Annotated in this window: 14 protein-coding genes and 1 pseudogene; 5 read left to right on the forward strand and 10 right to left on the reverse strand. The window is 69.7% G+C overall.

Translation table 11 applies throughout. The features are described 5' to 3' along the window. Nucleotides 1-209 precede the first annotated feature (209 nt). Nucleotides 210-428, reverse strand: a complete 219-nt coding sequence (locus ABD466_RS32955) for a hypothetical protein (RefSeq protein WP_344661138.1) — start codon at nucleotides 426-428, stop codon at nucleotides 210-212. A 194-nt stretch (nucleotides 429-622) separates the two neighbouring features. Here ABD466_RS32955 and ABD466_RS32960 point away from each other — a divergent pair, with 194 nt between their 5' ends. From ABD466_RS32960 to ABD466_RS32970, 3 genes are read left to right on the forward strand one after another with little or no spacing between them, the layout of a single operon-like run. Further along, complete coding sequence (locus ABD466_RS32960; protein ID WP_344661139.1) at nucleotides 623-1,381, forward strand: SDR family oxidoreductase; 759 nt, start codon at nucleotides 623-625, stop codon at nucleotides 1,379-1,381. Between the two features lie 48 nt (nucleotides 1,382-1,429). Next, nucleotides 1,430-1,711, forward strand: a complete 282-nt coding sequence (locus tag ABD466_RS32965; protein ID WP_344661140.1) for a cupin domain-containing protein — start codon at nucleotides 1,430-1,432, stop codon at nucleotides 1,709-1,711. 29 nt (nucleotides 1,712-1,740) lie between these two features. Beyond that, complete coding sequence (locus tag ABD466_RS32970) at nucleotides 1,741-2,481, forward strand: SDR family oxidoreductase (RefSeq protein ID WP_344661141.1); 741 nt, start codon at nucleotides 1,741-1,743, stop codon at nucleotides 2,479-2,481. Nucleotides 2,482-2,564: 83 nt separating this feature from the next. On the opposite strand, the gene ABD466_RS32975 is transcribed toward ABD466_RS32970, so the two are convergent. The 8 genes and pseudogenes from ABD466_RS32975 to ABD466_RS33010 form a co-directional block, all read right to left on the reverse strand. After that, nucleotides 2,565-3,473, reverse strand: a complete 909-nt coding sequence (locus tag ABD466_RS32975) for an RNA polymerase sigma-70 factor (RefSeq protein WP_344661142.1) — start codon at nucleotides 3,471-3,473, stop codon at nucleotides 2,565-2,567. Nucleotides 3,474-3,509: 36 nt separating this feature from the next. Next, nucleotides 3,510-3,920 carry a sigma-70 family RNA polymerase sigma factor family protein gene (locus ABD466_RS32980; RefSeq protein WP_344661143.1) on the reverse strand — a complete coding sequence of 137 codons (411 nt, stop codon included), beginning with the start codon at nucleotides 3,918-3,920 and terminating at the stop codon, nucleotides 3,510-3,512. A gap of 178 nt (nucleotides 3,921-4,098) precedes the next feature. Beyond that, a pseudogene (locus tag ABD466_RS44545) lies at nucleotides 4,099-4,425 on the reverse strand (sigma factor); the annotation flags it as partial. 69 nt (nucleotides 4,426-4,494) lie between these two features. Continuing rightward, nucleotides 4,495-5,541, reverse strand: a complete 1,047-nt coding sequence (locus tag ABD466_RS32990) for a ferritin-like domain-containing protein (RefSeq protein WP_344661145.1) — start codon at nucleotides 5,539-5,541, stop codon at nucleotides 4,495-4,497. Between the two features lie 106 nt (nucleotides 5,542-5,647). Beyond that, complete coding sequence (locus ABD466_RS32995; protein ID WP_344661146.1) at nucleotides 5,648-7,378, reverse strand: FAD-binding protein; 1,731 nt, start codon at nucleotides 7,376-7,378, stop codon at nucleotides 5,648-5,650. Nucleotides 7,379-7,489: 111 nt separating this feature from the next. Then, nucleotides 7,490-7,972, reverse strand: a complete 483-nt coding sequence (locus ABD466_RS33000; RefSeq protein WP_344661147.1) for a cupin domain-containing protein — start codon at nucleotides 7,970-7,972, stop codon at nucleotides 7,490-7,492. A 284-nt stretch (nucleotides 7,973-8,256) separates the two neighbouring features. Next, nucleotides 8,257-8,832, reverse strand: a complete 576-nt coding sequence (locus ABD466_RS33005; protein ID WP_344661148.1) for a permease prefix domain 1-containing protein — start codon at nucleotides 8,830-8,832, stop codon at nucleotides 8,257-8,259. Then, the gene (locus ABD466_RS33010; RefSeq protein WP_344661149.1) at nucleotides 8,814-9,152 is read right to left on the reverse strand and encodes a PadR family transcriptional regulator; all 339 of its coding nucleotides are present in this window, start codon (nucleotides 9,150-9,152) and stop codon (nucleotides 8,814-8,816) included. The genes ABD466_RS33005 and ABD466_RS33010 overlap by 19 nt, the downstream gene beginning before the upstream one ends. Nucleotides 9,153-9,246: 94 nt before the next feature. On the opposite strand from ABD466_RS33010, the gene ABD466_RS33015 reads away from it, so the two are divergent. Beyond that, entirely contained in the window at nucleotides 9,247-9,804 is a 558-nt protein-coding gene (locus ABD466_RS33015) for a DUF2306 domain-containing protein (protein ID WP_344661150.1), read from the forward strand. A 34-nt stretch (nucleotides 9,805-9,838) separates the two neighbouring features. Here ABD466_RS33015 and arsA read toward each other — a convergent pair whose 3' ends face one another. Continuing rightward, entirely contained in the window at nucleotides 9,839-11,656 is a 1,818-nt protein-coding gene (arsA, locus tag ABD466_RS33020; protein WP_344661151.1) for an arsenical pump-driving ATPase, read from the reverse strand. 246 nt (nucleotides 11,657-11,902) lie between these two features. On the opposite strand from arsA, the gene ABD466_RS33025 reads away from it, so the two are divergent. Next, nucleotides 11,903-12,307 (forward strand): ArsR/SmtB family transcription factor, encoded by a 405-nt coding sequence (locus tag ABD466_RS33025; protein ID WP_344661152.1) that lies wholly within the window; start codon nucleotides 11,903-11,905, stop codon nucleotides 12,305-12,307. Nucleotides 12,308-12,324: the final 17 nt, after the last annotated feature.

Consider the following 12,324-nt stretch of genomic DNA (forward strand, 5'->3'; position numbering starts at 1 on the left):
GCGGCCTGGGGCGGTGTTCGTCCTTTGGGTCAGTTTTCACCCTCCTCGGACACACTTTTACCCCATGATGCCCCGCTCGCCAGGAGGACGCGACGACCCGCAGACCGCCGACCACCAGCCGAGAAGGGCCGCGTTCGCGGCCTGCGGCCCAGCCGACCAGCACTTCCGGCTCGTTCGGCTCGTTCGGGCGGAACGTCGTTGCGACGGCATCAGGCTTGGGGCAGTACTGGCCAACCGGCGGCCTCGACGGCGTCGTCGCCTGCGCCCCCGGGGTTCGGCATCGTGGAGCCGTCGCAGATGTTTCCTCGCTCGCCGGCATACAACAGCAGGTCCGGGGCATAGTCCAGCGGTTCCAGACCTGGGAACTTCCGTCCGTAGCGAGCGGGTTCCCTGGTCGGATCCGCGGCGTGCTGGGCGAAGGAGTTCACGTCGGTCGAGATGATCGCTCCATGGTCGCTGGGGTACGCCAGCTGAGACCGGACACCGGCATCCTTTGTGACTTGCGTGAACAGAACTGTGCTGGCCGGTTCGGCGCCGGCCGTGTCACAGATCGCGGTGGTGTCCGGTCTCAGCTGGTGACCGACGTCCCGGACCCGCCGGGGCGCAGACGGAAGGCACCATCATGAAGATCGTGGTCATCGGCGGCACCGGCCTGATCGGGTCGAAGCTTGTGGCGAAACTGCGGGAGCACGGCCACGAGGCGGTTCCCGCCGCGCCGAACACCGGCGTCGACACTCTGACCGGCGAGGGGCTGGCCGAGGTGCTGACCGGCGCCGACGTGGTCGTGGACGTCTCCAATTCCCCGTCCTTCGCGGACAACCCGGTGATGAACTTCTTCCGCACCTCCACCACCAACATCCTCGCCGCCGAGAAGGCCGCGAGCGTGGGGCACCACGTGGCGCTGTCTGTGGTCGGGACCGACCGTCTGCAAGACAGCGGGTATTTCCGCGCGAAGCAGGTGCAGGAGCAGCTCATCAAGGACTCCGGCCTGCCGTACTCGATCGTGCACGCGACCCAGTTCTTCGAGTTCGTCGGCGGCATCGCCGACGAGGCCACCCACGGCGACACCGTGCGGCTGTCGGACGCCCTCGTCCAGCCGATGGCCTCCGCTGACGTGGCCGCCGCCGTCGGCCGGGTCGCGGTCGGGAACCCGGTGAACGGCACCGTCGAAGTGGGCGGTCCCGAGCAGTTCGGCGTGGACGAGTTCGTCCGCAAGGCTCTGACGTTCCGCGGCGACCCGCGCACGGTCGTGACCGACCCGGAGGCGCGCTACTGGGGCGTCCTGCTGAACAAGGACACGCTTGTGCCGGGCCCCGACGCGCAGCTCGGCACGATCCGGCTCCACGAGTGGCTGCCGCTGAACCCGCCCCCGGCGAAGTAGGCGATTCGATCACAGCTTGTGCAAGATATTCAACAGGGAGATCTCTTCATGGCTTTGACCGTAGTGCAGGAGGCGCACCCGCCTTTCATTCCGGTTGGTGCGCACGCGATGACGATCGTCATCGAGTACCCGCCCGGCGATCCGGGCACTCCGCCGCATCGTCACTACGGACCCGCGTTCATCCACTACCAGGACGGCAACAGCCGCGACGACGTCCCGGTGCGCTTCGTCGTCACCATGCTCTGCGAGCCGGACCAGCCGATGCTCGTTCTGGTGGACGACGAAGAGCTGGAAGCACGCAGGGACCGCCGGGCCCCGCGGGCGAACTGAAAGCGAACTGGGACGAGGAGACCAAGGCAATGAAGATCGCTGTCATCGGCGGCACCGGGCTCATCGGGTCGCAGGTCGTGAACATCCTGAACGAGGGCGGGCACGAGGCGGTGCCGCACTCGCTGTCCTCCGGCGTGGATCTGCTGACCGGCCAAGGCCTGTCAGAGGCGCTGGCCGGGGCCGACGTCGTCGTCAACCTGACGAACTCGCCGACCTTCGACGAGGCCTCGCCCGCTTTCTTCCAGCATTCCATGGACAACCTGTCCTCGGCTGCCGAGGCGGCCGGGGTCGGCCACGCCGTCATCCTTTCGATCGTGGGCGCGGACCTGGTGCCGGACTTGGTGTACTACCGAGCCAAGGTGCTGCAGGAGAACCTTCTCAAAGCTGGCCGCGTCCCGTACTCGATCGTCCGGGCCACGCAGTTCTTCGAGTTCATGGCCGCGGCGATGTCCTGGACCTCGGACGAGACCGCCGTCCGTCTGCCGGCCACGCTGATCCAGCCGATGGCATCCGCAGACGTGGCTCAGGCTGTCGCGGAGGTCAGCGTCGGCAGCCCGTTGACGGGAACCCGCAACATCGCGGGCCCCGAGGTGTTCACGCTCGACGAACTCGGAAGAATCACCCTCGCCGCGCACGGCGACCCGCGCCCGGTCATCGTCGACGACACCGCGGGGTTGTTCGCCGCGGCTTCGGGCGACGCCCTGATCGCCAAGGAAGGGGACGGCTCCGTCATCGCGAAGACCGCCTATCGGGACTGGCTCAAGCGCTGACGGTCCGCTGACAAATGAGACCGGGCTCGCGCTGTGCAGGCAGCGTGGGCCCGGTCACGGTGCTGCCAGCCGCGGAGCCTCGGTCAGGCGGGAACGGAAACCTGCGCGTTCTTCTCCGGGTTGACCATCCACAGCAGCCGCTCGATGCCGTCGTCCGAAGCGTCGATGGCGAGCAGCCCGTACACGTCCCCGCCGGCCACCAGGACGGCGCAGGGCTGCCCGTTCATGGTCGTGAGCTTCGTCTCGACACTTTCCCAGAACCAGGACATCGCGGCCAGGAACTTCGCCACCGCCTGCGCGCCGACCACCGCCCGGCGCGCCACCTGGCGCCGGCCGTTGCCGTCGGACAGGCTGGTCGCGTCGGCCGCGAAGAGCTGTTCCAGAGCTGCCATGTCGCCGGTGCGGGCGGCGTCCAGGAACGTGGTCAGCAACTTCCGCTGCGCCTCCGCGGTCACCGGGGCGTGCCGTTCACCGGCCATGTGCTTGCGGGCCCGGCTCACCAGCTGACGCACCGCCGGCTCGGTCGACTGCACGATGTCGGCGATCTCCGCGTACGAGTAGTCGAAGGCTTCCCGCAGGACATATGCGGCGCGCTCGTTCGGCGTAAGCTTCTCCATCAGCAACAGCGCTGCGAACTCCAGCGCCTCGCCCCGCTCGGCGCCGAGGTACGGGTCCTCGCTGGTGTCGACCGGCTCGGGCAGCCACGGCCCGACATACGTCTCGCGCCGCACCCGTGCAGACTGCAGTTCGTTGATGGCCAGCCGGGTGGTCGCCGTGGCCAGGAACGCCGCCGGGTTGACCACCGCGCGCCGGTCGGTGGTCTGCCAGCGCAGCCACACCTCCTGGACCAGGTCCTCGGCTTCGGCGGCGCTGCTGAGCATACGGTACGCGATCCCGAACAGGCGGGGTCGCAGGCTCGTGAACACGGCCGCGGCCTGCTCCAGGTCATCGGGGCCGCCCGGCTCGACGCCGGCGTCGGAATCAGTCACCATCGGCCTCTATCTGGTCGGATCACCGCGTGCACCCTCTCATCCTGGGCCAAGTCTGCCGGCCTCACCAACTCCGGGGCGCTGCCGATCCCACCGGTGCAGCTTCGCCGGGTTGAGCACGATCCACAGCGTCCCGATCCGCGCGCCGTCCGCCGGAGCGGCCAGCACCGCGACGGCCTTCCCGGCCCGGCGTACGACCAGCCCGGGTCGACCGTTCACGGCCTCGATCGCCGGCTCGGTGTCCGGCCGGCCGCCAAGCAGCGCCGCGAGAAGGGCGGAAACGTCGTCCACGCCGTACACGGGCTCGGCCAGCATCGGGATCAGGCCGTCGCTGTCGCAGATTGCGACGACGTCCGGGGCCAGGACACTCCGCAGTGCGACGGCGTCCCCCCACCGGCCCGCTTCAGCGAGTTGGACGAGGGCGTCGTCATTGTCGGGGCGCACGGACATCAGCGAACCGTACTGGGAAAGCATGGCCTGCGGGCAGGGACAGCTCGGTGATCTTCTCGGGGTTGAACATCCACAGCACCTTGTCGATGCCCTCGGCCGAAGCGCACACCGTGATCGTGCCGGACAGGGCCCCGTCGTGGCTGATCAGGGCGGAGGTCTGGCCGTTCGTCTCGACCCAGTCTACTGTCACCCCGTCCGGTTCGGGCAGCCGGGGCCCGATGTAGGTCTCGCACCGGACCCGTGCCGACTGCGGCGCGTTGATGGCCAGCCGGGTGACGGTCGCCGACAGGAACGCCGCCGGGTCGGTGACCACGCTGCGATCGGTGGTCTGCCAGCGCGGCCAAGCCTCCTGGACCAGGTCCTCGGCTTCGGTGGCGCTGCCGAGCATGCGGTAGGCGATCCCGAACAGGCGCGGCCGCAGATGGGCGAAAACCGTGACGGCCCGCTCAAGGTCTGTCGCGCCGCCCGGCACGGCTGGTGTCCCTTCATCGTGGGCCGACGGCATTGTCCGCACCTACCTCCTGGGGATCTTGTGGCACACGCGGCAGGACCCCCACGCTCCTGCGACCGCGCATCAGCTCCTTGCCTCGGCCGGCACGTATTCGAACGTCGGACCGGCCGTGGTCACACCGTCGCCGGTGGGCATGTTCATCAGGGCCGTAGCCTGCGCCCGCAGCTGGAACATTGCGCGCACGGCCTCCTTCATGTCGCCAGGGCTGCCGTTGAAGGCCTGCTCCAGCAGGTAGAGCAGGAGGCTGTAGGTCTGGTTGAACTCCTCCTGCGCGACCCGGATAGCGCTGCCTTCCGGATAGTCGGCGGTGCGCGGGTTCGGCCGCATCGGCAGTACGCCGTCGAGGTCGACGGCGATCGGCTCGCCGGTCGGGCCGGACTGCGGGGTGTCGCCGGCCTGGTAGCGCCGGCCGAGCCGCAGTTCCTGGAAGCGGTAGAAGTGCGCGACCTCCTCCCGCTCGGGGTGGAACACGTCCACGTCGCCGTCCCACACGTCCGTGCGCGCCGCGCCCTCTCCCTGCTCCACGATCTCCGCCAGCGCGGCCAGCGCGGTCTTCAAGTCGTGGACCGGGATGACGGTGCCGCCTCCGCCGTGCAGGTGCATCTCGCCGATCTGTCGATCGGGCGTGCCGCAGAACACCGCGGTCTCACCCAGTTCGTCGCACAGCGCACGCAGACCGGCCTCGATCGCGGCGTAGAACTGCCCGATGGTCTGGTACCCGTCGGCCTGCGGCGGCCCGTCCGCCCTCGCGGGCTGCTCGATCCGCAGGAACAAATCCAGGGCCCGCGAGCCGAAGGGAACTAACTCGACCTCGATGGAACGGTCGCCGTGCGGCAGCGGGTGCGGATACGGCGGCAGCAACTCGGGGGTGTCGAGCCTCGGCTCTCCGCCAACGGCGTTGAGCAGGTTCGCGGCCAGCGCGAGGTGCAGCATCTCCTCGGCCAGGACGGTCCCGACCACCTGCGCGGCCTCAGGGTTGCGGCCCTTGTCCAGCGAGTACAGCGCGCACATGTACGGGGGAATGGTGGCGTGCTCCAGCTCGATGGCCCATTGCAGGTGGCGGCGCAGGTCGTCGAGCGTGGCGATGGCGGGGGTGCCTTGAGGGTCCATGGCGGCCTCCTGAAGAACGTCGGTCGGTGTCGTCAGCTGAGACCGGACAGGGCGGCGGTTTGTGACGCCGGGCGTCACAAACCGCAAGCGCAATTACATCTAGGCGCTATTCGGCGAGCTTGCCCTCCGTGGAGACCTCCTCCATGAGGGAGGCGATCTCGTCCGGGATCGCGGCGACCGGCTCCCTGGTGACGCCGGCCGTCGGTGACCACACCAGGTTGATCTGGAACGCGGGGTCGAGGTCCGGGAAGTCGGCGCGGTTGTGGCAGCCGCGGGTCTCGCGGCGTTCGAGCGCCGCCTCCAGCGTCGCGCGGGCGGCCAGCGCCGCCGACCTGAGGTCGAAGGCGTGCGCGAGATCCTGGTAGCCGGCGATGTCGGGGTGGATCCCGACGTGCTCCATGCGCTTCTCGATCCCCTCCAGTTCCGTCAGCCCCGCGCGCAGCCCGGCTTCGTCGCGGACGACGCCGGCGTGTTCGGTCATGGTGTTGCGGATGTCGCGTTGCAGGGCCCGGACGTTCTCGGGTCCGTCGGCGGCCAGGAGTGCGTCGATCTCGGCACGGGCTTGTGCCACCGCCACCGCCGAGCGCGGCTGCGCGGTCAGCGACCGCGAGTAGGCGGCCGCCGCTTGGCCTGTGAGCCGGCCGTAGACGAGCAACTCGATCAGGCTGTTGCCACCGAGGCGGTTCGCGCCGTGCAGGCCGCTGGACGCCTCGCCGATCGCGTACAAGCCACGCACATCGGTGCTGTGGTCCTCGGGCCGCACCCAGACCCCGCCCATGGAGTAGTGCGCGGTGGGCGCGACCTCGATCGGCTCCCGGGTGATGTCCAGCATCTGCACGTCCATCAGAGTCTGGTAGACCCGCGGCAGCCTGCTCATGATCGTCTGCCGGGGCAGGTGGGAGACGTCTAGCCAGACACCGCCGTGGGGCGTGCCTCGGCCCTGCTTGATCTCCGTGTACGAGGCGAGAGCGACCCGGTCGCGGGTGGACAGCTCCATCCGCTGCGGGTCGTAGCGCTGCATGTACCGCTCTCCCTGCCCGTTGAGCAGGATGCCGCCTTCGCCGCGCGCCGCTTCGCTGACCAGCGTGCCGGCCGCGTTCTCCGGCTCGATGATGCCGGAGGGGTGGAACTGGACCAACTCCGGATCCCGGAGCCGTGCGCCGGCTTCCACGGCCAGGCGAAAGGAGTCGCCGGTGTTCTCATCGCGCCGCGACGACGTGCGCCGCCAGATCCGGGTGTGCCCGCCGGCGGCGAGGATCACGGCGTCGGCGTGGACCAGGTACCGGGTGCCGTCGATCAGTCCGAAGCCGTACGCCCCGAACACGCCGCCGTCGTGGGTCAGCAGGCGGGTGATGTACACGTCGTCGAGCGTCGGGATGCGCAACTGCTCGGCACGTCGCAGAAGGGCGCGCTGGATCTCCAGGCCCGTGTAGTCCCCGGCGAAGGCGGTGCGCCGGTACTTGTGCGCGCCGAAGAAGCGCTGGGAGATGCGCCCGTCCGCCTCGCGCGCGAAGGCCATTCCGTAGCGCTCCAGGTCCGCTATGCCGCGAGCCGCGCCCCGGGCGACGATCTCGGCGGTGCGCGGGTCGCCGAGCAGATAGCCTTCCTTGAGAGTGTCGGCGGCGTGCTGCTGCCAGCTGTCCTCGGGATCCATCGTCGCCAGGGCGGCGTTGATGCCGCCGGCGGCGAGAGAGGTGTGGGCGTCGGCCTTGGCACGTTTGCCGACCGCGAGGACGTCCACGCCCGCCTCGGCCAGCTCTATCGCGGCGCGCAGGCCGGCGCCGCCGGTGCCGATCACCAGCACTGTGGTGGAGATTTGTCGTTCGATGGCGGCCACGGTTACTCCGATCATTCGGGTGTGTCACCCATGAAGACCGGGCCTGCGGACGGTCTGTGACACGCCGCGAGTGCGCGGCGCGTCACATGACCGGCGGCTACGTCGTCACGGTTACTCCACGAAGTAGGAGTCGTGCTTGGCGAAGAACGCCTCCCGCTCCTCCCGCGTGGCGTTCGCCAGTTGTCCGACTTGCTCGAAGTACTCCTCGCGGGGTGCGCCCGGCGTGAACAGCAGGAGCATCTCGGCGTGCTCGTCGGAATCGTTGCGGAAAGCGTGCAGTCCGCCCTGCGGGACGTGCAGGAAGTCGCCTTTGCGGGCGTCGACCCACCGCTCACCGTCGAAGAGGCGGACCGTCCCTTCGAGGATGTAGAAGGACTCCGAAATCGTCTTGTGGAAGTGCGTCTTGGGGCCGCCGGCCCTCGGTCTCATCTCGACGTGGTAGAGCCCGAACTCTCCCCTGGTCGTGGCCGTGGTCGCCAGGTAGTCGTAGGCGTCGACGCCTCGCTCTCCCAGTTCCGGCGGGGTGTCGGCGGGACGGAAACGTGCGCTGACCTCGCCGGCTTCCCCCCAGTAGACCTGCTCTGGATACGACATTCGTAGCCGTCCCTTCAGCTCGGTGATCAACCTCTCAACCTAGAGACCGGACTGGTCGGCGAGGTGTGACACCGGGAGGGGCCGACGGGGCCGGCGCCGATCGTCCCGGTGTCACAAAGCCGGCCTTGATCCGGTCTCACTGCTCAGTCGTGCTGGTGACCATGTTGCGCGGTCTGGGCCACAGCCCCGGCTTCGCCGCGACCACCGCGGGGATGCTCGGGGTGTTGTCGGTGACCCCGTCATCCGGCTTGCCCTTCTCGAGAACTCGGAGCTCTGCGAAACGGCTACGTGCTGTGTATGCGCCGCCAGGCTCTGGCCGCGAACGTCGCGCGAGCAAGGCTCAGGGCTGCGGCTAGCGCCACCGGCCAACCCTGGAGCACACCCGGAAGAACCAGGGCGCCGGGCAGTGTCAGATCGAGCACGGCGAGACCGATCAACGCCGCTGCTGCTGTGCGTTCGGTCGTGCGATACCGGGCGGAGAAGGCTGCGACGACCAGGAGCGCGATCACGACGGCCAGAGTCGCGCCGAAGGCGAGTCGGGCCAGGATCGGTACCGGCCAGGTCCAGGCGTGGGCGTTGATGAGCACCAGCGCCCAGCATCCGCCCACCAGCGGCCCGGCGGCGAGCAGGATACGGGCCGCGTGGCGGGCCGGTGAGACCTCGGTGATCGCGGCGGTGATCGTCTCGGCTGCGCCGAACTCGGCCACCGCGGCCTCTGCGGCGGCCTGCGGGTCCCGTCCGGCAGCCAGGTGGTGCCGGTAGGTCTGCTCCAGGCCGTCGGCGACCTCCTCCGCGAGCTCGGCGGGAAGCCTGGCGGCGAGGACGGTGCGGTAGTCGCGGATCAGGCGGGGTTCGGCCACGGCTTCGCCTCCAGTACCGCCCCGACCACCGAGGCGAACGTCCGCCACTCCTGCCGGCGCCCGACCAGCGCCTGGCGCCCGGCCCGGGTGAGCACATAGCTGCGCCGGCGCCGGCCGCCGGTGACCGACCAGGACCCTTCGACCAGGCCGGCTTGCTCCAGGCGGTGCAGCGCCGGGTAGATGGTGCCGGTCGGCAGGTCCAGGCGTCCGCCGCTGGCCTCGCGCAGGTACTCGATCACCGCGTAGCCGTGCCGCGGCCCATCCTCCAGTGCGGCCAGCAACATCCCGTCCAGGTGACCCTTGAGAGCTTCGGCCTTCATAGGTAGTAACGCTACGCCGGGGCTGTTGAAGCGGCAACGGCCGATGTAGCCTTGCTATAGGTAGCAACGCTATATATGCCGCGTGGAGGCGATCGTGATCGACGCCAGCCGGATCCTGGGCACCGAGGTCGGATCGACCGCTCCGTCGTTCCTCGCGATCCTGGCCGTCCACGTGCCCGCAGGCCTGACCGCCGTCATCACCGGGGCCGGCGCGGCGCTGACCCGAAAGGGCTCCGCCCGGCACATCCGACTGGGCCGCTGGTACTACAGGGCGATCACCGTCGTGTTCGTGTCCGCTGCGGTCCTGGCCGTCCTGCGCTGGCGGCAGGACTGGGACCTGCTCCTACTGGGGACACTCGCCTACACCGGTGCAGTCATCGGGTTCCTGCACCGTCGCCGCCGCCGGCCCGGAAATGCCGGACACATCCTGGGCATGGGCGGCTCGTATGCGGTGATGCTTACCGCGTTCTTCGTCGACAACGGACCGCATCTGCCGCTGTGGGACCACCTGCCGACCTGGGCGTTCTGGCTGCTCCCCAGTCTTATCGCTGCACCCGTGATCGCACGTTCCCTGCTTCGGGCCCGGGGACAGACGCTGCACGAGAAGCAGGCGGCGACCGCGCCGCGACCGGTCTCGCCGCCTTCTACCTGATCGGGGTGAATGCACCCTGACTGCGCGGGCGTGTTCAGGCGGCGGTCAGCGCGGCCAGCCGGTCTTGACCGATCAGGGACTCGCCGTGCCAGGGAACCAGCCAGGCACGCTTCGCAAGCTCCACGCGGACGCGATGCAACTGGGGCCCTTCCAGGGCGGCGCGGGAGCGCAGCACAGGATCGCCGGTGCCGCTGCCGGTGAGGGCGGCGTTCACGACCCATCCATAAGGCTCGATACCGGCCCTTCTCAGGTCCTGCTGCAAGACGGCAGCCTCGCTCACGGGCGTGTGCTCCGGGAGCGTGACGATCAGCACTCGAGTGCGGTCCGGATCGCGCAGCCGCGCCAAAGGGGTGACGATGTTCCCGGCGCCCTGGCCGGCGCCGGATGTGAGTTGCTGTTCGTAGGATCCTGCCAGGTCCAAAAGACGAAGCGTATGGCCGCTGGGGGCGGTGTCCACGACGGTGAACCGGTCGCGGGAGCCGATCAGCAGACCCGAGAACGCCCGGAACACCGCCAGCTCCTCGGTGCACGGCGAGCGCAGATCCTCCTCCAGCAACGCCCTGCGCTGCGGGTCCAGGTTCGCAGCGCGCCGCAGGCGCTCGGCGGTGTAGCGGGCCAGTTCGGCGGCGGGGTCGATCCGGCTCACCGTCAGGCGCCCAGTGCCGTCCTCGGGCAGCAGGTCGGCCGGGCGGCCCGCCGGGTCGGTGGTGGACAGATGCACCTCGTGGCCCCGCACCGCCAGGCCCACGGCGATCGCCGCGGCCACCGTTGTCTTACCGACGCCGCCCTTGCCCATCACCAGGACCGTACTGGGGCCGCCGTCGGCCAGGTCGTCGATCAGCCCGGCCAGGCCGGGCAGCGGCGCGGGCGGTACGGCTCCGGCTGCCGCCTCGCGGACCGGCGCAGCGGTTCCGCCCCCGGCGAGCGCGCGCAACGCGGACGGGCCGGCGAGATCCCAGGCCACCAACGGCACGCCACTGGCCGGCAGCGCCCGAAGCGCCTCCGGCATGGAAGCCAGCGCCTGGGCTTGCCGGGCGGCCAACGCCTCGGCGATCGGGTCACCGGTCAGCGGGTGGAGCAGGACACCGTTCACGACCAAGCGCTGGTTGCCGACGCCCAGCGCGGCCAGCTCGCCGCCGGCGCGCGCCGCCTCCCGCAGCGCCCCCGGCTCCGGGCGGCTCACCAGCACCAGCGTTGTGCGGTCTGGGTCCCCGAGCTGCTCCACGGCCGCTTGATACTGCGAGCGCTGGGACTCCAGCCCGGACCGCGGGCCCAGGCAGCTCGCCCCGGCCGGCGTGGTCTGGATGTACTGCGACCAGGCACTAGGCAGGTTCATCAGGCGAAGCGTATGACCGGTCGGCGCGGTGTCGAACAGCACATGGTCATAGCGCCCGACCAGCCCCGGATTGACGATCAGCTGGGTGAACCGGTCGAACGCCGCCACCTCCACGGTGCACTCGCCGGCCAGCTGCTCCTCGATCTCTCCCAGCTCCTGCTCGGAGACCTTGCCCCGGTAGGGGGCCAGAACACGCTCGCGGTAGGCGGCAGCGGCTGCGTCCGGGTCCAGATTCGTCGCCTCCAGCCCCGGCACCCCGGGCACGGGGACGGGCTCCGGGCCCACCTCGGTGAGAAACAGCTCGTCCAAATTGGAGGCCGGATCGGTACTGACGACCAGCACGCGCTTCCCGGCGTCCGCCAACGCCACAGCCACCGCTCCGGCCACGGTCGTCTTGCCCACCCCGCCTTTGCCGGTGAAGAAGACGAACGGCGTCGGCCACCCCGCCCAATCCAGGACCGGCAGAGCGGACACCGTCAGGTGGTGTGATCCTGGTTCGGCATTTTTCACGCCCATGAGCCCGAATCTAGGCGGATATGTTCCGCGGCGCCGCATAACGTCACTCAGCAATCGCCTGCGCAGCGGATTCGCACCGCGCCGCGAGAACATGCAGGTCAAATCAATCGCGCCGCCTGGCCCCGTAGGCAATCACCGCGCGGGGCGATCACTGGTACATCACGCCATGGTGAACGCCTCATGAACGATCCGAATGGCAGACGGCCTCGGTTTGCTGGAGCTATTCACGTCTGTCAATATTCACTCGTGTCGATTAAAGAGGTGCCTCCGGGCCCGAGCTGCCACACGCCGCTGGTCGCCGAGCCGCTGACCGAGCTCGAAGCCGGCGCGCTGGCCCACGTGTTCAAGGCCCTGGCCGACCCGGTGCGGCTGCGCCTCGTGTCGATCATGGCTTCCTACGAGGGTGGTGAGGCGTGCGTGTGCGACCTCACCGAGCCGTTCGACCTCACCCAGCCCACGATCTCCCATCACCTGAAGGTGCTGCGCGAGGCCGGGCTCGTCACCTCCGAGCGGCGGGCCACCTCCGTCTACTACCGCGTGGTCCCCGAAGCCCTGGCCTCGCTGGCCGGGCTGCTGACCGTCCCGGCCGGCCGGCAGGCCGCAGACCCCGTGAACCCCGTGAACGCCGCGATGAAGGTGGTGTCCGCGTGAACCCGCAACTGGCCCGC

The organism is Catenulispora subtropica, assembly GCF_039531675.1.
In the GTDB taxonomy this organism is placed as follows: Bacteria; Actinomycetota; Actinomycetes; order Streptomycetales; family Catenulisporaceae; genus Catenulispora; species Catenulispora subtropica.